This is a genomic window from Neoasaia chiangmaiensis (genome assembly GCF_002005465.1).
Lineage (GTDB): Bacteria > Pseudomonadota > Alphaproteobacteria > Acetobacterales > Acetobacteraceae > Neoasaia > Neoasaia chiangmaiensis.
This window is the reverse complement of the sequence record NZ_CP014691.1, coordinates 2,222,835-2,242,560: the sequence shown is the minus strand read 5'-3', so window position 1 is coordinate 2,242,560 and position 19,726 is coordinate 2,222,835. Positions and strand designations below refer to the sequence as shown.

22 protein-coding genes are annotated in these 19,726 nt (G+C 64.1%); 14 read left to right on the top strand and 8 right to left on the bottom strand.

Annotated features, from left to right (window positions below):
• Window positions 1–49: 49 nt before the first annotated feature.
• From A0U93_RS10845 to A0U93_RS10830, 4 genes are all read left to right on the top strand, one after another.
• Window positions 50–532 carry a GtrA family protein gene (locus A0U93_RS10845; protein ID WP_147150820.1) on the top strand — a complete coding sequence of 161 codons (483 nt, stop codon included), beginning with the start codon at window positions 50–52 and terminating at the stop codon, window positions 530–532.
• Window positions 533–611: 79 nt separating this feature from the next.
• Window positions 612–3,260, top strand: a complete 2,649-nt coding sequence (gene alaS / locus A0U93_RS10840; RefSeq protein ID WP_077807356.1) for an alanine--tRNA ligase — start codon at window positions 612–614, stop codon at window positions 3,258–3,260.
• Window positions 3,261–3,364: 104 nt separating this feature from the next.
• Window positions 3,365–4,036 (top strand): carbonic anhydrase, encoded by a 672-nt coding sequence (locus A0U93_RS10835; protein ID WP_077807355.1) that lies wholly within the window; start codon window positions 3,365–3,367, stop codon window positions 4,034–4,036.
• On the top strand, window positions 4,036–4,917 hold the full coding sequence (locus tag A0U93_RS10830) for an endonuclease/exonuclease/phosphatase family protein (RefSeq protein WP_077808473.1): 882 nt from the start codon (window positions 4,036–4,038) through the stop codon (window positions 4,915–4,917). Before A0U93_RS10835 ends, A0U93_RS10830 begins: the two co-directional genes overlap by 1 nt.
• On the opposite strand, the gene A0U93_RS10825 is transcribed toward A0U93_RS10830, so the two are convergent.
• Entirely contained in the window at window positions 4,874–5,932 is a 1,059-nt protein-coding gene (locus A0U93_RS10825) for a zinc-binding metallopeptidase family protein (RefSeq protein WP_077807354.1), read from the bottom strand. The two genes, A0U93_RS10830 and A0U93_RS10825, sit on opposite strands and share 44 nt — an antisense overlap.
• Before the next feature lie 111 nt (window positions 5,933–6,043).
• Between A0U93_RS10825 and A0U93_RS10820 the strand changes: the two genes are divergently transcribed.
• The 3 genes from A0U93_RS10820 to mtnK are packed head-to-tail and all read left to right on the top strand — an operon-like array spanning window position 6,044 to window position 8,927.
• Window positions 6,044–7,030, top strand: coding sequence for an aldo/keto reductase (locus A0U93_RS10820; RefSeq protein WP_077807353.1), 987 nt, complete (start codon window positions 6,044–6,046; stop codon window positions 7,028–7,030).
• Entirely contained in the window at window positions 7,027–7,731 is a 705-nt protein-coding gene (locus A0U93_RS10815) for a hypothetical protein (protein WP_077807352.1), read from the top strand. Before A0U93_RS10820 ends, A0U93_RS10815 begins: the two co-directional genes overlap by 4 nt.
• Complete coding sequence (mtnK, locus tag A0U93_RS10810; protein WP_077807351.1) at window positions 7,728–8,927, top strand: S-methyl-5-thioribose kinase; 1,200 nt, start codon at window positions 7,728–7,730, stop codon at window positions 8,925–8,927. The genes A0U93_RS10815 and mtnK overlap by 4 nt, the downstream gene beginning before the upstream one ends.
• A 3-nt stretch (window positions 8,928–8,930) precedes the next feature.
• Here the strand turns inward: mtnK and A0U93_RS16980 are convergent, their stop codons facing one another.
• The 7 genes from A0U93_RS16980 to mlaD form a co-directional block, all read right to left on the bottom strand.
• Window positions 8,931–9,059 carry a hypothetical protein gene (locus A0U93_RS16980; RefSeq protein ID WP_255318272.1) on the bottom strand — a complete coding sequence of 43 codons (129 nt, stop codon included), beginning with the start codon at window positions 9,057–9,059 and terminating at the stop codon, window positions 8,931–8,933.
• Window positions 9,060–9,211: 152 nt separating this feature from the next.
• Window positions 9,212–9,715 (bottom strand): disulfide bond formation protein B, encoded by a 504-nt coding sequence (locus tag A0U93_RS10805; RefSeq protein WP_077807350.1) that lies wholly within the window; start codon window positions 9,713–9,715, stop codon window positions 9,212–9,214.
• The gene (locus A0U93_RS10800) at window positions 9,712–11,055 is read right to left on the bottom strand and encodes an alpha,alpha-trehalose-phosphate synthase (UDP-forming) (protein WP_077807349.1); all 1,344 of its coding nucleotides are present in this window, start codon (window positions 11,053–11,055) and stop codon (window positions 9,712–9,714) included. The genes A0U93_RS10805 and A0U93_RS10800 overlap by 4 nt, the downstream gene beginning before the upstream one ends.
• Window positions 11,043–11,804 carry a trehalose-phosphatase gene (gene otsB, locus A0U93_RS10795; protein ID WP_077807348.1) on the bottom strand — a complete coding sequence of 254 codons (762 nt, stop codon included), beginning with the start codon at window positions 11,802–11,804 and terminating at the stop codon, window positions 11,043–11,045. Before otsB ends, A0U93_RS10800 begins: the two co-directional genes overlap by 13 nt.
• A 99-nt stretch (window positions 11,805–11,903) precedes the next feature.
• Window positions 11,904–12,674 carry a DUF2155 domain-containing protein gene (locus A0U93_RS10790; protein WP_245824828.1) on the bottom strand — a complete coding sequence of 257 codons (771 nt, stop codon included), beginning with the start codon at window positions 12,672–12,674 and terminating at the stop codon, window positions 11,904–11,906.
• A complete protein-coding gene (locus tag A0U93_RS10785) occupies window positions 12,671–12,886 on the bottom strand; it encodes a hypothetical protein (protein ID WP_077807347.1) in 216 nt (71 codons plus the stop codon). The genes A0U93_RS10790 and A0U93_RS10785 overlap by 4 nt, the downstream gene beginning before the upstream one ends.
• Complete coding sequence (gene mlaD / locus A0U93_RS10780) at window positions 12,883–13,401, bottom strand: outer membrane lipid asymmetry maintenance protein MlaD (protein ID WP_077808471.1); 519 nt, start codon at window positions 13,399–13,401, stop codon at window positions 12,883–12,885. The genes A0U93_RS10785 and mlaD overlap by 4 nt, the downstream gene beginning before the upstream one ends.
• A gap of 204 nt (window positions 13,402–13,605) precedes the next feature.
• Between mlaD and A0U93_RS10775 the strand changes: the two genes are divergently transcribed.
• The 7 genes from A0U93_RS10775 to flgA all read left to right on the top strand — a co-directional run bounded on the left by A0U93_RS10775 (window position 13,606) and on the right by flgA (window position 19,713).
• Entirely contained in the window at window positions 13,606–15,186 is a 1,581-nt protein-coding gene (locus A0U93_RS10775; RefSeq protein ID WP_077807346.1) for a TSCPD domain-containing protein, read from the top strand.
• Window positions 15,187–15,215: 29 nt separating this feature from the next.
• Entirely contained in the window at window positions 15,216–15,680 is a 465-nt protein-coding gene (locus A0U93_RS10770; RefSeq protein WP_077807345.1) for a RidA family protein, read from the top strand.
• A 42-nt stretch (window positions 15,681–15,722) separates the two neighbouring features.
• Entirely contained in the window at window positions 15,723–16,874 is a 1,152-nt protein-coding gene (locus tag A0U93_RS10765) for a GNAT family N-acetyltransferase (RefSeq protein ID WP_077808470.1), read from the top strand.
• Window positions 16,875–16,958: 84 nt separating this feature from the next.
• Complete coding sequence (locus A0U93_RS16470) at window positions 16,959–17,126, top strand: hypothetical protein (protein ID WP_169852749.1); 168 nt, start codon at window positions 16,959–16,961, stop codon at window positions 17,124–17,126.
• 72 nt (window positions 17,127–17,198) lie between these two features.
• On the top strand, window positions 17,199–17,939 hold the full coding sequence (flgF, locus tag A0U93_RS10760; protein WP_077808469.1) for a flagellar basal-body rod protein FlgF: 741 nt from the start codon (window positions 17,199–17,201) through the stop codon (window positions 17,937–17,939).
• A gap of 30 nt (window positions 17,940–17,969) precedes the next feature.
• Entirely contained in the window at window positions 17,970–18,758 is a 789-nt protein-coding gene (flgG, locus tag A0U93_RS10755; protein WP_077807344.1) for a flagellar basal-body rod protein FlgG, read from the top strand.
• Window positions 18,748–19,713 carry a flagellar basal body P-ring formation chaperone FlgA gene (gene flgA, locus A0U93_RS10750; RefSeq protein ID WP_169852748.1) on the top strand — a complete coding sequence of 322 codons (966 nt, stop codon included), beginning with the start codon at window positions 18,748–18,750 and terminating at the stop codon, window positions 19,711–19,713. Before flgG ends, flgA begins: the two co-directional genes overlap by 11 nt.
• The last annotated feature ends 13 nt before the right edge of the window (window positions 19,714–19,726 follow it).

Below are 19,726 nucleotides of genomic sequence, written 5' to 3'. Positions count from 1 at the left end.
GAAGCTCTTGCGTAAAGGCCGGATTTTCTATCCGCGCGGGCGCGGTCCAATGCTTGGACAGTTCTTCCGTTTCGGTGTCGTCGGTGCGATGGGCTTCGTGTGGGATGCCGGCACGACCTACGCGCTCAGACCGGTCATTGGCCTGACCGCCGCCGTCCTGATCTCCTATTTCGTCGCCGCGACCATCAACTGGCTCTTCAACCGCTTCTGGACATTCCGCGGCGTGGGACCGTGCGGCCATATCATCCTGCAATGGTTGCAGTTCCTTGCCGCGAACAGCTTCGGCTTCCTTCTCAATCGCGGCGCCGTCTTCGCCTTGTGCTTCACGCTGCCGATCTGCGTAAGCTATCCCGTTCTGCCATTGGCCGTGGGCGCGTTCGCAGGAATGGGAACGAATTTCACACTCTCCCGCCGGCTGGTCTTCCGGGAAAAGACTCCCGAAACCCCGCTCGAACTGGCGCGCATGACGGTCGAACTTCCTGGTTCGGTGCTGCCGTTCGGTGACCGCGACACGGGTTCCGGACCGAACTGATCGTCAGGCGATTTCCTTTAGGCGCGCGATGCTCTAGTGGAAGACAAATTCCTGCCGCTTTTGGAACCGCCTGTTCTCCATGACCAGTTCGACGCCCAATTCCACCAATTCCCTTCGCGCCACATTCCTCGACTATTTCGGGGAACAGGGGCATCGCATTGTTCCTTCCGCCTCCCTGGTGCCGCAGAACGATCCGACGCTCCTGTTCACCAATGCGGGCATGGTGCCGTTCAAGAATGTCTTCACAGGCCAGGAGACGCGCCCCTATTCACGCGCGACCACGGCGCAGAAGGTCGTTCGCGCCGGCGGCAAGCATAACGATCTCGACAATGTCGGCTACACGGCCCGCCATCTCACCTTCTTCGAGATGATGGGCAACTTCTCCTTCGGCGACTATTTCAAGGCCGAGGCGATCGAGTTTGCCTGGACCCTCCTGACCAGGGACTTCGGCCTGCCCAAGGAGAAGTTGCTGGCGACCGTCTATGCCGAAGACGAGGAAGCGGCCGGGCTGTGGCGCAAAATCGCCGGATTGCCGGACGACAAGATCATCCGCATCGCCACCAGCGACAATTTCTGGCGCATGGGCGATACCGGCCCCTGCGGTCCGTGCTCCGAGATCTTCTACGATCACGGTCCGGAAGTGTTCGGCGGCCCGCCCGGCTCGCCGGATGAAGATGGCGACCGGTTCGTCGAGATCTGGAACCTCGTCTTCATGCAGTATTTCGAGGATCCGCCAGGCACCCGTACCCCGCTGCCGCGACCCTCGATCGATACCGGCATGGGCCTTGAGCGCTTCGCCGCGGTCATGCAGGGCAAACGCGACGTCTATGACACGGACACCCTGCGCGCCCTGATCGAGGCCTCGGCCAACACGCTGAACCAGGACGCCGACGGGCCGTTGCGCGCCAGCCATCGCGTGGTCGCCGATCATTTGCGTTCCAGCGCCTTCCTGATCGCCGACGGCGTGCTGCCGGCGAAGGACGGTCGTGGCTATGTGCTGCGCCGCATCATGCGTCGCGCCATGCGCCACCTTCAACGCCTGGGCGCCCATGAGCCGGTGTTCTACAAGTTGCTCCCGGCTCTGATCCGACAGATGGGCGGCGCCTATCCCGAACTCGTGCAGCATCAGGCCCTGATCGCCGAGACGATGCGCGGCGAGGAAGAGCGGTTCACCGCGCTGCTCGAACGCGGCATGTCCCTGCTCAACGACGAGACCAGCCGTCTCGGCGCGTCCGAGGCACTGCCGGGCGATGTGGCGTTCAAGCTCTACGACACCTTCGGTTTCCCGCTGGACCTGACGCAGGATGCCCTGCGCGAGCAGGGCCGGACGGTCGACGTGTCCGGCTTCGACGCCGCCATGACCGAACAGCGCCAGCGCGCACGTGCCGCATGGGTCGGTTCCGGCGACACGGCAACGGAAACCGTCTGGTTCGATGCCCGCGATAAGTTCGGTCCGTCCGAATTCCTCGGCTACGTCTCCGAACGCAGCGACGCCGAGGTGCGCATGATCGCACGCGGCAACGAGATTCTCGACCATGCCGATGCGGGTCAGGACGTGGCGGTGCTGCTCAACCAGACGCCGTTCTACGGCGAGAGTGGCGGCCAGGTCGGCGATCACGGCACGTTGATCGCGCCGGGTCTGCGCGTCGAGATCACCGATACGCAAAAGCGTAACGGCGACATGCTGGTGCATTACGGCCGTGTCGTGGAAGGCACGCTGAAGCCCGGTATGGCCGTGACGGCAGAAGTCGATCATCACCGTCGCCAGGCCGTGCGCGGCCATCACTCCGCCACCCACCTTCTGCATGAGGCGCTGCGGCGGCAACTGGGCACGCACGTGACCCAGAAAGGGAGCCTGAATGCGCCCGATCGTCTGCGATTCGACGTGTCGCAGCCGCGCCCGATCACGCAGGACGAGCTGGCGGCGGTGGAAGCCGCGGTGAATGCGCGCATCCGTGAGAACACGGCGGTGGAAACCCGGATCATGACGCCGGAGAAAGCCGTGGCCGAAGGCGCGATGGCGTTGTTCGGCGAGAAATACGGCGATGAGGTCCGCGTCGTTTCGATGGGTCTTGGCGATGAAGAACGCACCGCTTACTCCGTCGAACTCTGCGGTGGCACGCATGTCGGCCGGACGGGTGAGATCGGCCCATTCCGTATCGTCTCCGAAAACGGCGTCTCCGCCGGCGTGCGCCGCATCGAGGCCGTTTGCGGACTGGCCGCCGATCGTCTGACGCAGGAAGCGGACGCGCGGCTGGCACGCATGGCCGATCTGCTGAAATCGACCGTCGCGGAAGCGCCGGACCGGCTCGCGGCCCTTGTGGAAGAGCGACGCAATCTGGAGCGCCAGGTCTCCGAACTGCAACGCCGCCTTGCCACGGGCGCGGCCGAAACCGGTAACGAGACGATCAACGGCGTCACGCTGGCCGCGCGCGATCTGGGCGATGTTTCCCCCCGTGAACTGAAAGGCATGGCCGAAGCGATCGGCAAGCAGATCGGCTCGGGTATCGTCGCCCTTGTCTCCAGCGCCGACGGCAAGGGCAGCGTGGTCATCGCCCTGACGCCGGACCTGACAGAACGCTTCGACGCTGTAGCACTGGTCCGTGAAGCCAGCGCCGTGATGGGCGGCAAGGGCGGCGGCGGACGTCGCGACATGGCACAGGCCGGCGGCCCGGATGCCAATGCCGAAGCCGTCTTCGATATGTTGCGCAAAACGTTGTCGGCATGACGTAGTATGGCGGCGTGTCCCGAGGGGTAGACACGTCGCCGCAATTGACGGCATCCAGTCATCTGAGCCCGCCGCAGGCTCTTATTGATGGAAAGAGGTGAACAATGGCGTCAACCCCACGGCAGAGTCTGATCGAACTTCTTGAGGGCGTGCAGAAATTCGATCGCGACGTCTATCCCGACCATCAGGAGTTGTTCGAAAGCCTGGCAACCGGTCAGTCGCCATCCACCTTGTTCATCACCTGCTCGGACAGCCGCATCAATCCAAGCCTGATTACGCAAACCGAGCCGGGTGAACTCTTCATCGTCCGCAACGTCGGCAACATCGTGCCGCCTTATGGCGACATGCTGGGCGCCGTTTCATCGGCCATCGAATATTCGGTGCTGGTGTTGAAGGTTCGCAACATCATCGTCTGCGGCCATTCGAACTGTGGCGCGATGAACGCGCTCTGCGACCTGTCCAGCAAGAAATTCGACAGCATGCCGACCGTGCGCCGCTGGCTGCGTGCCGCCGAAGCCGCCCGCGCGACCTTCGGTCCGCTTCAGGCGGAAGACGTCGGACCGGAGACGATCCGTAGCCTGGCCGAACAGAACGTGCTGCTGCAACTGACGCATCTGCGCACTCACCCGGCCGTCGTCGGTGCTCTTGCGCGCGGTGAACTGGCACTGCAAGGCTGGTTCTACGACATCGCCACCGGCAAGATCACGGTCCTGGATGAGGCAACCCGCAAGTCCTATTCCGTCGACGAGGCGATCGCCCATTTCCAGAGCCGTTGATCGGCCGATACGCACGCGCATTCGGCCTTCTCTGTCTCGTCGGGACCGCCCAGGCGCATGACATCAAACTGTCCACCTGGAATCTGGACTGGCTGACCGTCCGCCCGGCGGGCGATCCAGCCATTCCACCCGATGTCGGTCGCCGCACGGACCAGGACTTCGCGCGGCTGGCAGCTTATGCACGCCGGCTGAACGCCGATGTGGTCGCGTTTCAGGAGGTCGACGGCCCTGCGGTTGCCCGGCGTGTTTTCCCGACCGACGCCTATCGTCTCTTCCTGACGGACGATCCGGTATCGCAGCGCGTGGGCCTTGCGGTCCGCGGCGATATTGCCGTGACGGTCAACCCGGAACTGACAGCCCTGAACGTGACCGGCCCACAGGCCAGCCACCCCCTGCGTGGCGGTCTGGACATGACACTGCGCGGAGGTTCGGCAACCCTGCGCGTGCTTGTGGTGCATCTCAAGACCGGCTGCTGGGATCAACCGCTGACGCAGAAGGCATATTCCTGCCCCACCCTTCGCCAACAGTTCGCCGTATTGGACGACTGGGTGCTGGAACGCCAGGATGAGGGCGAGGCATTCGCCATCCTCGGCGACTTCAATCGACGCCTGACATTGGCGGATCCCATGATGCAGGCGCTTGAAGCCGATGCGCCTATGACGCTGACCACGGCAGGGCATGCCAGCCCCTGCTGGGGCGGCGAGTATTTCATCGACCACATTCTACTGGGCAACGCGGCACGACAGTGGCTCGTGCCCGACAGCCTGCGCGTCATGCTGTATCGGGATGCGAAAGAAGAGGATCGCGCGCGCCTCTCGGATCACTGTCCGGTTTCAGTCACGCTGCGCCTGCCCGATGATCCCGCACCAGCCGGTGGATGAACGCCATCTTTTCCAGAATCCGGGGGGTCAGGACGAAAGGGTAGACGTCCCGCAGTCCCATCGCCCGGTTAAGGCTGTTGAGAAGATAGGTCATCGGCAGCCAGGCATCGGAGAGGGTCGTGAAGTCCTCGACCGCAAACGGATTGAAGTCGATCCGCGTCGAGAGCAAGGCCTTCTCCGCGACATGCGGAGTGATCGACAGGCCATAGCTTGCCCCGGTCTCCAGCGTATCGACGATGTGGAGATAATGCGCCCAGGTTTCGGCAAAATCCTCCCAGGGGTGCATGGTCGCATAAGCGGAGACGAAATCCGCCTGCCAGTCGGTCGGCGCGCCGTTCTCGTAATGGCGTTGCAGGGCCTCGGCGTAATCCGCCCGGTCGTCGCCGAACAGGGCCCGGCAGGCATCAAGCCGCCCCCCGTCGCGCACCAGCACGTTCCAGAAATAATGCCCTGTCTCGTGCCGGAAATGGCCGAGCACCGTTCGATAATACTCGCCCATCTCGACACGCATCCGCTCACGCTCGACATCGTCGGCCTCGCGCAGCGCAATCGTCACCAGCCCGCTGGCATGCCCGGTCATGACGCGCGGGCCGCCAGGCGGATCAGCCAGGAAATCGAACGCCAGCCCGTCATGGCGCGTATGTCGGTCGACCAACGGCAGGTCGAGCCGCCGAAGGGTATAGAAGAGACGGTGCTTCGCCTGCTCCAGAACACGCCAGCGGTTGATATTGGCGGAATCGTTGAGATTGGGCACCGTGCGGTTATGACGGCACGCCAGGCAGAAACGATATCGGCTATCCGCAGGCAACAGCCAGTTACAGGCCTCAAGTTCCGCATTTTCGCAAAAACGGAACTGTCCGCCATGGCGCGTGTCGATCCAGTCATTGCCGGCAGCGTTCAGGGCAACCATGCGGTCGCTCTCCGGCTCATAGCCGATCCGATGGCCACAGCGTGAACAATGCCGGTTTTCGAAAATCAGGGTGCAGCCGCAGGACGGGCAGGAAAAGATACGCATGATGGGGCGTTCTACGGAAAAACGCTTGCCAGAGTTGCGTGAATTCCTGCGCTCGGTCCAGAATGCCCGACATATCAACCTTGTCTCCTATGCATGAGAAGGCGCGTTGCCATGCAGTTTCGCCGATTGGGCCACTCCGGCCTCAGCGTCTCGGCCGTCGGGCTGGGTTGCAATAACCTTGGCGGCCGCATCGATGACGCGGCCTCGACCAGCGTCGTGCATCACGCGCTGGATCAGGGCATCACGCTGTTCGACGTGGCGGATGTCTATGGCCGTCGCGATGCCCATGCGGGCGCTTCGGAAGAGGCGCTTGGCCGTGCACTGGGGCCGCGTCGCCGCGATATCGTGCTGGCAACCAAGTTCGGCATGAAAATGAGCGCGGGCGACGACCCGGACGGTCGCACCTCCGGGGCATCGCGCCGTTATATCGTCAGCGCCGTCGAAGCCAGCCTGAAACGACTCGGGACGGACTGGATCGACCTCTACCAGCTCCATGCCCCCGATCCGTTGACGCCACTGGAAGAGACACTCCGCGCACTCGATGACCTGACCCGGGCCGGAAAGATCCGCTATGCCGGCGTCTCCAACCTGCCGGGCTGGCAGGTGGCGGATGCATGGCATATCGCGCAGCGCCGGGATTACGCCGGGATCGTCTCCTGCCAGGACGAACTCTCGCTGATCTCGCGCGACGCGCTGGACGACCTGGTTCCCGCCCTGCGCCATTTCGGGCTGGGGCTTCTGCCCTATTTCCCGCTGGCCAGCGGCATGCTGACGGGTAAGTACCACCGCCATCAACCACCACCGGAAGGCAGCCGTCTCGCCGCCTGGAGCTACCTCCACACGCGCTACGACAACGATGCCACATGGACGCTTCTGGAAGCCCTGCGGAAGGTGGCGGACGATTTCGACCGCTCACTCACCGAGCTCGCCTTCGGCTGGCTGCTGGACATCGATGTGGTCGGCTCGGTTATTGCGGGTGCCACCACCGCACGACAGGTCACGGACAATGTGCGGGCCGCCGAACGCCCGCTGGATGACGCCGAACGCCAGGCCGTGGCCGATGTGCTGGCGGCCCATGGCGGAAAGCCCCGCGCATGATGGCGGCGACGGAATGGCCGGTCGTCGAACTGCACCCGGATGTGTCTGTTGCCACGCTCGACGACAGCCCGGCACTGGACGCGGACACAGCCGCGCATGTCGCCGCGCTTTGGGAAAGGGCATGCGCGACACGACCCAGCCTCTATAATGGTCGGGTGTTCTGCGCGACCGAGATCGCGCCGGATCGCATCGCGGGACGCTGGACAGAATATCGTCTTGCCCTCGCGCAGATGCTCGATCCCGATCTGTTCGAGGTGCTGCAATTGCGCCCGCTTGCCGTCAATGGCCTGATGCGCACGCCGGATGGCATCGTGCTGGGCCGCAGGGCCGCGAAAGCGATCTATCAACCCGATCTGCGCCAGAGCGTGCCGGCCGGCAGTATCGAATCCCGTAATGGCGATCGGCCCGTTGACCTTGCCGCGCAACTTGCGGCCGAAATCGAGGAGGAGCTGGGACTGTCCGCCCGCGATGTGGTCATTCACGCCCCATTGCTGACCTGCGAGCACCCCGGAACGCATATCGTCGATATCGGCATTCCCTTCGACTGCGCCCTGCCTTTCGCCACCATCCACGACATCTGGCAACGCCATGGCAACGACGAATACGATGCGCTGGAATGCATCGCGCACCCGCTGTCGCTGCATGATGCAACGGACGTCGTCCCCACGACACGCGCCATGATCGGACGCCTGACACCATGACCGCCTACCGCACGCTCGATATCGAAGGCTGGCGCGCCTATCTCGCTAGCACGCCCGATCTGGCGTCGCGCCTCGGCGGGCGGTCGGAGGGGTGGCAACTGCGCGAAGTCAGCGATGGCAACCTCAACAACGTCTTTCTCGTCAGCGGCCCGCTGGGCGGGTTGTGCTGCAAGCAGTCGCTCCCGCATGTCCGCGTCGATCCGGACTGGAAGATGCCGCTCACCCGCACGGATTTCGAGGCCCGCTACATGCGGGCCGTCGCGCCGCATGTCGGCCATCTGATGCCCGCGCTATATCATTTCGACCCGGATCTTCATCTTCTGGCAATGGAGAGCCTGACGCCGCACCGCGTCCTGCGTGGCGCGCTGGCCACCGGCGTGGCGGCCGCCGGATTTTCCGCCCGAATTGGCGAATATGTCGGACGTGCCGCGTTTCTCACATCGTGGCGGGCCCGTCCTTTCGAGGCGGTCACCGAGCAGGTCGCGGCTTTCGCTGCCAACACGACCCTGACGCGGATCACGGTCGACCTGGTGCTGACCGCCCCCTACCGCGCGGGCTGCAAGCGCAATCACTGGCTGTCACCGGAACTGGACGATATCGTCGGAGAATTGCAATCCGATCCTCAACTGGCGAGCGCTGTCTCCCGCTTGCAGGAACGCTTCCTCACCGCGCCGCAGGCGTTGCTGCACGGCGATCTGCATACCGGGTCGATCATGGTGGATGGTGACGACGTGCGCGTCATCGACGGGGAGTTCGCGCTCTATGGCCCGATCGGTTTCGATGCCGGTCTCTACGTCGGCAACCTGCTGCTCCATGCCGCTGCCAATCCGGGCCGTCTCGACTGGATGTGCGATGAGATCGAGACGTTCTGGCGCCATTTCGAACGCAATTATCGCACGCTGTGGTCCGAGCGTGGACGCAGCGGCGATATCGGCGCGCTGCTCGACGATAGCGGCCAGCAACAGGCGCAGGTTGCCGCCTGCCACGCCATCATGAAAGATCTGACCGGATTTGCCGGGCTGGAGATGATCCGCCGCACGATCGGCTATGCGCAGGTGTCGGATTACGACGCACGCCCGAACCGGGCAGAACGCGCCGAAGCCATGCGGGAGGCACTGATGCAGGGGCGCGCGCTCATTCTCCATGCCGGACGCACGGAAACACCGGGCGCCCTGCTGGATCTCATCACGCTGTAGAAATCAGGATTTTTCCGCCGGTTCCGGAAAGCCGCTTGGTTCGTCCGACGGCGGCACATCCGGGCGATCGATCGGTGGATTGGGATAGGGCGGCGAAGTCGGCGGTGGATTCTGCCTGTCGGTGTCGGACATGTTGCATGTTCCTCCTGCAGTATGACACCACAAGCGCGCCCGCTGCCGATAGTTGCTTCGGGCATGACAATTACGCCATCCGGAAAACGGGTCCAGTATCGCGCCACCATGCCCATGACCCGGAACGCCCGTTCAACGTCCCGGTCGGAAGCTCAGATTCTCGATCGTGGCCGGTAGCGCATCAGTCCATAGGTCGCGATGATGAAAATAAGCAGCGCGAACAGTCCGCCCATCACGCTCATGGAGAAAGGCAGATTGAACAGGTAGGTCGGATCGTCACACGGCTTGCTCGGCCGGAGTGGCATGCTGGCCATGCGGGCATGGAAAGTGCCGCGATGGAAGATCGGCGCATGGCAGGACGGCAGCGGGCTTTGCCACCATTTATGCTCAACCCCGCCGTGGATAACGGCCAGAACCATGTCAGCCGCCAGCACGGGCAGGGAGAGGATCGCCGCCCAACGACCGCCACGGCCCGGTACGATCAGGGCCAAAATGCCCAGCAGGAACACCAGACGCCACGGCCCGCGTTCAAGCAGGCACAACTCGCAGGGCACATAACCATCGATATGTTGTCCATACCAGGCGCTCCCGAGAGCCACGATACTGGCCGCAATCAGGATAGCGCCGAGAACGCGCTGCATAACTCCTGCCGTCATGGCGTATCGTTCGACTCCTGCAATTTCACGAGGAAACCATGCGCCCAATGTGCGGCCGTCCGCGTCGTGACTTCCTCATCCAGCGTTTCCCAACGACGCCTGCGCTCGTCGAGCGGCATCGTCAATGCCGTATTCAGCGCATCGGCAATGTCGTCGGAATCGTAGGGATTGATCAGCAGCGCCTCGCTCATCTCCGGCGCGGCACCCGCGAAGTGCGACAGGATCAGCGCACCGGGATTCTCCGCATCCTGCGCCGCCACGAATTCCTTCGCCACCAGGTTCATGCCGTCCCGAAGGGGGGTCACGAGAGCAACATCGGCCAGGCGATGGAAACTCGCCAGAATATGGCGTGGCACCGGTTGGGTCAGATAGCGGATCGGCGTCCAGTCGAAATCGGCATGATCGCCGCAGATGCGTCCCGCCAGTTCGTCAAGTTCACGACGCAGGGCCTGATAACTCGCCACCCCACCGCGCGAGACCGGCGTGATCTGGAGGAAGATGACGTTGTTGATGTGCTCTGGATAGCGCTTCAGCAGGGCCTCATAGCCATGGAAGCGTTCGGGGATGCCCTTGGAGTAATCCAGCCTGTCCACACCGATGATCAGCTTGCGATTGCGCAGGCTTGCCCGCAGCCGGTTGACTTCCGGCGTTTCGAGACTGCTGATGGCCTGCTCCGCGAATTCCTTCGGATCGATCCCGATCGGAAACGCATGCACATCCTTTTCCAGGCCGCACATATGGAAGCAGTCGCTCATATTGTGAGCGTCCTCGTCGGTCTGGACACCGATGAGGTCGTAGCTCGTCATGTCTGTCAGGAATTCCGCCGCGCAGGGCAGCACGCGCGTGACGCTCCACGGCGGAAACGGGATGTGCAGGAAGAACCCGATCTTGCTCTTCACGCCCCGCTTGCGCAGTTCCTCACCCAGGGGAAACAGATGGTAGTCGTGCACCCAGATCGTATCGTCGGGACGCAACAGCGGCACGAGCTGATCGGCGAACAACGCATTGACTTCGCGATAGACCCGCAGATCCTCGCGGTGGAAGTCGATGATGCCGATGCGATAGTGACATAGCGGCCAGAGCAGACCGTTCGAGAAATTCTCGTAGAACCGCTCGTGCTGTTCCGTCGTCAGATCGATCGTGGCGTAGGTGACGCCTTCGACCTTGTCGAGATTGGGCTTCTGGTGCTCGACATCATCCGAATATTCACCGGACCAGCCGAACCACAGGCTTTCAACCCCGCGAACGGCATCCTTCAGTCCAACGGTCAGGCCGCCAGCCGGCTGCGTACGTTCGCGCGGCGATGGAACGCGGTTGGAAACGACGATCAGACGTCCCATTGCGGGGCCTCCGAATAATGCTTGAGCCAGTCGCGGAAAGCCTGCGCGGTCGGGAAATCGTCGGGGATGCGAAATCCGACGCCACCGGCCGCACGCGCCGCACGAATACCGTCATTATCCGTCACATCGTCGCCGACGAAAAGCGGCTTGCGTCCGGCGAAGGGCGCCTGTTCCAGCAGCGCCTCGACGGCATGCCCCTTGTCCACGCCCGACGGGCGAATTTCCCATGCCATCTTGGCCGCCTGTATTTCGAAGCTGTCATCTCCGGCCAGCCAGCCCTCGGCGGCCTCGCGGAGAGGTTCCTGCGCGTCCGGCGCGCCGCGATAATGCAGGACGAATCCGGCACGTTTCGGCTCGACACTCGCGCCCGGCCAGCCGCGCACGATCTTTTCAGCCTCGTCACGCCAGGCCTGCGGCACTTCCGGCAGCGGCGCGCGTTCGATCGGCGCACCGGGGTGCCGGCGAATGGCAATGCCATGCTCTCCGCAAACGGCGGTCGGCACGCCAGGCAGGAAATGATCGATCTGTTCGATCGGCCGCCCGGTCACGACGGCCAATGCGCCGCCGCAACGTTCGCGGAGGGTCAGCAGCGTTTCGCGCAGGCCCGGCGGCACGACGACGCTCTCCGGCGTCGGCGCGATATCCACCAGGGTCCCGTCGAAATCGAGGAGAATGGCTGTCTGATCCGGTGGAAAACCGATCCGGGGGCGTAATGCGGCGCTATGAGGCGCGGGGGGCACGGCAGTCATGGTCTAATAACTTCCTCCATGAAAGCGGGTTTCACAGCGATAGGGACTTGAAGGGTCCCCTTCCGGCTGTCACGGCAAGACGGCCATAATATGGCCGGATTATTGCCCGTCCGGAAAAGGTTGTGGCGGCGGCAGGTGTTCGGGCGTCTGCGTGGGTGCATCGGCGGGCGGCGTCAACGGCATCGGGCCGCTCTGGGCGCCGGATGACGAACCTGCCGGCGGCGCATCGCTTGCCGGTGGCGCAAGCTGCATGGGGCCGGCAGGCGGCGCCGTGTGCCCCCCTGTCGGGGCATCGGGCGTCAGCGGCATTGGACCATGCGCCACAGGTGGTGGCACGGCGGGCTGATCGCCCGTGTCGCCGGGTTGGTCGTCCGCACCGCTGGGCGTGGCGGAAACGGTCTGCGGCACGGCCGGCTGCGGCAAGGGGGGCACCAGCGGCGCCACGGTATCACCCGCGCACGAGACCACGCGCACCTGATAAAGCGGGCTGGGGAAAACGGACAGGGCCGGCTCGGCCGCCAGAATCCAGCCGTCGAAATGCATGTTCCTGTCGGTGTTGTCCGCGATGCTGACCTGGATCGCCGCGTCCGATGCCAGCGTCGGCGGCCGATCCACGCAACGATGCACGGCGATATGCAGCGTCTTGTAATCCGTCTCGCCGCCTGCCGGCACGGTCAGCATCGTGACATGCGAATCCATCCGGTCCAGAATCCGGATCACCGCCTGCCCGCGCCCCTGCCACATCGTCGCAGGATACATCGCCGGCGGCGCGACCATCGTGGCACCCAGGGCCGGCATCGGCCCGGGAACAGGCGCCGTCACGCAGATGGCGGACAGGGCGATCCGTTTCATCATGCGCCCGGTCATCATGCGCCCGGCTCGCGCAGTCGCTTCACCATATCGGTCAGGATCTCGCGCATCGCGTCGGGCGCGACACCCATCAGCAGCGCATCCTCGAAGGCATCCTGCATGTTCTGTCGAAGTTCCGCGTCATTTTCGCGCAGGACCTTGAGCTTCTCGACACAGCCGATCGGCTGCCCCTGCCGATCGAGCCAGACCGCGCCCTGTTCCGCGACCGTCATGGACCGGCATCCCCCGCTTTCGGGGCCGTCCCCTTCGACTTCGGCAGGTTGTCCGTCACGGAGAAGATGAACTTGCTCAGAAGCTGCTCGAGACTGATCGATCCCTGCGTCTGCACCATCACCGCGCCCGGCTTGAGCATCGCATCGCTGCCGCCGGGCGACAGGGCGATATATTTACCGCCCAACAGGCTGTCGGAGGTGACGATCGCCGCGCTGTCGTCAGGCAGGGAGACATCCTTGCGCACCGTGAAGATCACGCGGGCGCGGAAATCCTTGGGATCGACGGTCTCCGAGGTCACATGCCCGATGGTGATACCCGCAAGCCGCACGTCAGCGCCGACATCCAGCCCATCGATCTGGCTGAACACGGCCCGCAGGGGGTAGCCGTCCCCACCCTTGTGATGGCGGCCCGCCATGGCCAGGACGACGAGGGCGATGAGAACGCCCATGACGAGCATCCCCGTCACGAGTTCGAGAGTATCTGGGCGCGCGCGTGCGCCGGACGCTGCACTCATGAAAAGACCTCGATAAACATCATGACTGAAACCGGATGGAACATCGGGGTCCAGCACTACAGACTATCGCACGTGCCGTCCATGTCTGAACATGCCAACCCGCCCGGCATCAGGTTATCCCCCATATCCCCGTTATGCGGGGCATTACCGGGATGACCGACACGCATTTCATGCTTTCGCCGGCACGACCGTGGTACTAGAGTCATGTCCATGACAGCCCGCCAATATTGGAGCGGCGTCCGCATGCGCACGGCGCAGGTGACGGCCGACCCGGACGATCCCATTCCCCACACGGTCACCCTGCCAGCCGCATGGGACGACGACGCCGCCAGCGCCCTGCTGCAGCTCGCCCCCACGCGCGGCACGGATTCGACGGCCCCCGTCCGGCTCTCGACCGAAGCCGGGCGCTGGCTTGCGGAACTGGACGCGCTGAAAGCGTCGCCCGGCACGACCGACACCGCCAGTCCCGGGCGTTCGCTGGCCTGCCTGCTGCTGCTGCGGCAACTCGCGCCCAGCGCAACGCTCTGGCAGGGATTGCACGACCGGCGACCGGGCTTCGTCATCAATCTCGCCGCTTTCGTCTTCGACGGTATTTTCGCAGGCGATGCTTTCGTGGCGGCCATCCGGCTGGCCTGCGACATGCTCCGCCGCCTGCAGACCGAAACCGCCGATTCCCTCAACGGCGAACTGCCCCTGTTCGACGCGCCACAGCAGGCGAATGCGCCGGTAGCGGCAGATGCCGAAGCGCCAAGCGGTCCCGCCGGAACGCTGTTGCTGACCAACCTGGACGCCTGTCTGGCCCAGCTTGGCCTGGACTATGACAGCGACATCGGGCGTGACGCAGCCTGCGCGCTCACATGGCTGACATCGTCCCTCGCCCGTCAGGGTGCGGGACCTGTGCCGCTCCCGCCCGCCGCCTTTCCAATCCCCGGTCTGGCGGATGTCGGCGCACAGATCCGCGACGAGATCGACGCGGACGATGACGCGACACGCCGCGCGCCCGTGGAGACCGGCTTCTCCGTGCCCGGCCCCATCGACGCCTTGCTCGGGGTGGAAGCCTGCGGCCTCGCCCCGGTGTTTTCTCCGTTGCAGGCGGATGGCCGGCTGCGACCCAGCACGATCGCGCGCCTTGCCCATCGCGGCCTGACGCCGGAAACCGCTCTGGCTGCCGCGCTGGCAGGTGATACGCCCCTGCCGCAGCCGGGCCCGATGGCACATCTCGCCATGCACCGGGCGCTGACGGGTTTTGTGGACCGCATGCCCGCACGCCCCGACCCGCTGGCGCCACTGACGACCCGCGTCAGGCTGGAACGCGGCGTGCGCCGCCCGCTGCCCGCGCGGCACGGCGGCTTCACGCAACGCGCCGCCGTCGGTGGCCATCGCCTCTACCTGCGCACCGGCGAATACGAGGACGGTTCGCTCGGCGAGATCGCCATCGTGCCGGCACGCGAAAGCGCCATGGTGCGGGGACTGCTGGAGAGCGTCGGGCAGGCCGTGAGCATCGGCCTGCAATATGGCGCGCCGCTGGACGAGTATGTCGGACGATTCGCCCACACGCGCTTCGGACCCGGCGGCACGGTGGAGGGCGATCCGGTCGCCGCCTACGCGACGTCCCTGCTCGACTATGCCTTCCGCGCCCTGTCGGACGCCTATCTCGGCAAACGCCTGCCGGATGCCGCGCCCGATGCCGTCGAACCGGCCGAGCCGGACCCGATGCTGCCCCTTGCCATGCCCGAAGATTCGACCCCGCCGCGCCGCAAGCCCGGCCTGCGCCTCGTCGGCTGACGATGTACCCGAACGGAGACCGATCACCCATGTCCGAAACACCTCAGGATCGCCTGAAAGCCCTCGGCCTGACCCTGCCGCAGGCCGCCGCCCCGGTTGCCACCTACGTCGCTGCCGTGCAGACCGGCAGCACGCTGGTGGTTTCCGGCCAGTTGCCGCTGGTCGACGGCAAACTCAAGGCAACCGGCAAACTCGGCGCCGCCATCTCGCCCGAAACCGGCAAGGAATGCGCGCAGGCATGCCTGCTGAACGTCCTGGCGCAGGTGGAAGCCGCGATCGGCGATCTCTCCCGGGTCAAGCGCGTGGTGCGGCTGGGCGGCTTCATCGCCTGCACGCCGGAATTCACCCAGCATGCCGCCGTGATGAACGGCGCCTCCGATCTGGCGGTGGCCGTGTTCGGCGATGCCGGCCGTCATGCGCGCTCGACCATCGGCGTGCCCTCCCTGCCACTGGATGCGCCCGTGGAAGTCGAGGCGATCCTCGAGATCGGCTGATAGTTTTTGCATTTGACGCGTGCGCGGCCCACATTCGGGGTCATGCCGGATTGGTCGCTCACGCTTCATGCCTCGATCCACGAGATCGACCCCGCTCTCTGGGACCGCTGCGCGGGACCGGACAATCCTTTCGTCACCCACGGCTTTCTTTCAGCCCTGGAAGACAGCGGCTCGGTCGGTCCGCGTACCGGCTGGTTGCCGCGCCATGCCGTGCTGCGCCATGGGGACGAGACCGTCGCCGCTGTCGCACCGCTCTACGGCAAGGGGCATTCCTTCGGCGAATACGTCTTCGACCACGCCTGGGCCAATGCCTACGAAGAGGCCGGCGGGCGCTACTATCCCAAGTTCCAGCTTGCCGTCCCGTTCTCACCCGTGCCGGGCCCCCGCCTGCTCGTCCATCCCGACCAGCCCGCGCCCGATGCGGTTGCACAGGCACTGGGCCAGGCCATCGCGCAGGCCTGTGGGGAACTCGGTCTTTCCTCCGTGCATGCGACGTTCTGCCTCGAAAACGAGCAGGCGCAACTCGCGGAAGATGGCTGGCTGCCGCGTCTGGGCGTGCAGTATCACTGGCACAACCGGGCCTATGGCGATTTTGAGGATTTCCTCGCCGCCCTTTCCTCTCGCAAACGCAAGAGCATCCGCCGCGAACGCCGTGACGCGCAGAATTGCGGCCTGACCTTCCATACCAAGCAGGGCGATGCCATCACATCGGCTGACTGGCGTGCCTTCTATCGCTTCTATCAATCGACGGTCGATCGGAAATGGGGCAGCGCCTATCTGACGGAGAGCTTCTTTCCCCGCCTCGCCGAACGACTTGGCGACCGTGTCGTGTTAATGACAGCCGAGCATGACGGCGCGCCTGTGGCCGCCGCGCTGAACCTGATCGGCACGGACACGCTGTTCGGCCGCAACTGGGGATGCACGGGCGACTGGCCCTTCCTGCATTTCGAACTCTGCTATTACCGCGCCATCGATTTCGCCATTGCGCAAGGCCTCTCACGCGTGGAGGCCGGCGCACAGGGCGAACACAAAATCCAGCGCGGCTACCTGCCGAGCCTGACCCGCTCCGCCCATTACATCCGCGACCCGGCCCTGCGCGATGCCGTGGCGGATTTCCTCGAACACGAGCGCCTGGCCATTCATGCGGAGATCGACGCGCTGTCGTCTTTCTCCCCCTACCGGCAAGACAACTAAGACCTTCGATATATTTGTTTGTTGAGAACGATTATCATTATCGTTATGGTGGCGGCAGACATCGTCTGAATGAAAGCCTCTGGCATGATCCGACATCTCTCGACCGGCGCCTCGGAAATCGCTCACCTCCTCGCCATCACCGCACCCCGTCGAACGAGTCTGGACTGGTCGTCGGCATGGGAGTTTCTTGGCCTCGACCCCGATCGGGCGCCGGTTGACGAAAAAGCCGACGAACGCGCGTCACCGGCATAGGATCACGTCCGGACGTCAACCTTTTGGCAAGGATTGACGGGCCATAATGCGCCGGAACGCAAGGACCGGTTCATGGAAAACGCCACCTATATCGCCCTGTCGAGACTCGATGCCCAGCAACGCGCCATGAGCGTCGTGGCCAACAACATCGCCAATGCCTCGACGGCTGGTTACAAAGGCCAGCACGTCCTGTTCAGTGACTATCTGTCCCGGCAGGACGGCGACAACGTGACGACAGGCGGCGAGACCCAGGCCTACACGCAGGATCTGGCCACGTTCCGCGATCTCGCACAGGGGCAACTACAGCAGACCGGCAATCCGCTCGATCTCGCGATTGGCGGGGAAGGCTACTTCACGGTCCAGACACCGAATGGCACCCGTCTGACACGGTCGGGACGGTTCGAACGCCTGACGGACGGCACGGTTACGGACGAAGCCGCAAACCCCCTTCTGGATCGCGACGGACAGCCCATTCGCCTGCCCGCCGCCGATCATGACGTCACCGTTTCCGCCGACGGCACGATAACGACCGAAAGCGGCATCGCCGGACAGATCGGCATCGTCATGCCGCAGGACAGCAACAGGATGACGTCCGAAGGCGGCAAACTCCTGTTGGCCGAAGGGCCAACCCGCCCCGCCGACAACCCGAAACTGATGCAGGGCATGATCGAAGGCAGCAACGTGCAGATCATGTCCGAGATGACGCACATGATGCAGATCCAGCGCGATTTTCAGTTCGTCTCGCAATTCGTCAGCAGCGAAGCGACGCGCCAGCAGGACGCCATCGCCAAGATCGTCCAGGTCCAGTCCTGATCTTCAGACCTTCTCTAGGATAATCCGCTCATGCGATCTCTCGATATCGCCGGCACCGGCATGCAGGCGCAGCAAACCAACGTGGAGACGATCTCCAACAACATCGCCAACATGACGACCACCGGCTACAAGCGCTCCCGTGCGGAATTCCAGGACCTGATCTATCAGAACATGCGCCGCGTCGGCACCACCAGTTCGGATACCGGCACGATCGTGCCGGCGGGCGCGCAGGTGGGTCTGGGCGTCAAGACAGCCGCCATCTATCGCATCAACGAACAGGGCAATCTGGAGCAGACAAGCAACTCCCTGGATTTCGCCATCCAGGGAAAGGGCTATTTCCAGGTCACATTGCCCTCGGGCCAGACGGCCTATACACGCGACGGCACGCTGTCGCTCGCCAATGACGGCACGATCGTCACGGCGGATGGCTATGCGCTCAATCCGCCGATCAACGTGCCGAACAACGCACAGTCCGTTTCCGTGGATCAGTCGGGGCAGATCAGCGTCACCGTCGCCGGACAGACCCAGCCCCAGATCGTGGGCCAGATGCAGATCGCGACCTTTGCCAACGAGAACGGCCTGTCGGCGATGGGGCAGAATCTTTTCGTCCAGACCGAGGCATCGGGAGATCCCATCGTCGGCACGCCGAACACGACCGGCTTCGGGTCCGTCATGCAGGGCTATGTCGAAAGTTCGAACGTCAACGTCGTCACCGAGATCACCGACCTGATCAGCGCCCAGCGCGCCTATGAAATGAACAGCAAGGTCATCACCGCTTCCGACGACATGATGCAGACGCTGACCAATCTTGGCCGCTAAAATCCATCTCCGCGTGCTTGGCCTGCTGGCGACGCTCGGCGCGGCACCCGCCGGCGCCGCCACGTTGCATACGGAAGTCGTCCTGCATGGCGACAAGGTGCGCCTTTCCGATCTGTTCGGTGGCCTGCCGCCCGGGCAGGACGCCACGCTCGGCGATGCGCCCGAGCTTGGGAAAAGCTATACGGTCGGCGGTCCGCAACTCACCGCCATCGCGGCACAGTATGGCGTGGACTGGCCGGAGGCATCGCCACTGGTCAGCACGACGGTCATTCACGGTGCGCGGACATATGGGCGGAACGACATCGTGCGATTGCTGCGCAACGCCCTCCATCTGCCTGAAAACGACACTGATATCGAACTATCCAACTTCACGCCGATCGTCGTTTCCCTCGATGCCGGGGCCACGCCGCGCCTGACGCATATCAGTTACACACCGAATATCAGCGGGCATTTTTCAGCCCTGCTTGCATTCGATCTGCCCACGCCGACCGAGTTCCATCTTGTCGGCGACGTCACGCGCAGCACGCAGGTCGTGGTCCTGCGTCATGCCATCCGACAGGGCGATCCCGTGCTTCCGGAGAACGTCACCCTTGTCATGATGCGCGAAGACGGACTGGCGGACGACACGTTGCACGACGCGACGGAGGCCCTGGGCCTGACAGCCCGCGGCACGATCGGCGCGGGCTCCCCGGTCGGGGCGCGCCAGCTTGTCCACCCCATGTTGATCCGCAAGAACATGCCGGTTGTCATGTCCTACAACACACCCTCGATGCACGTGACCGTCTCCGGGCTTGCGCTGGAGAGCGGCGGTCGCGACGACATGATTCGCGCGCTCAATCCCGGAACGCGGATGGTCGTCACCGGTCGTATCGTGGATCATTCAGTTATCGAGGTCATTCCCGGCATGGTCCCGACGCCGTTCGACAACCACTCTGGCACCGCGCATGATTTTTGATCTTCCATGTCCG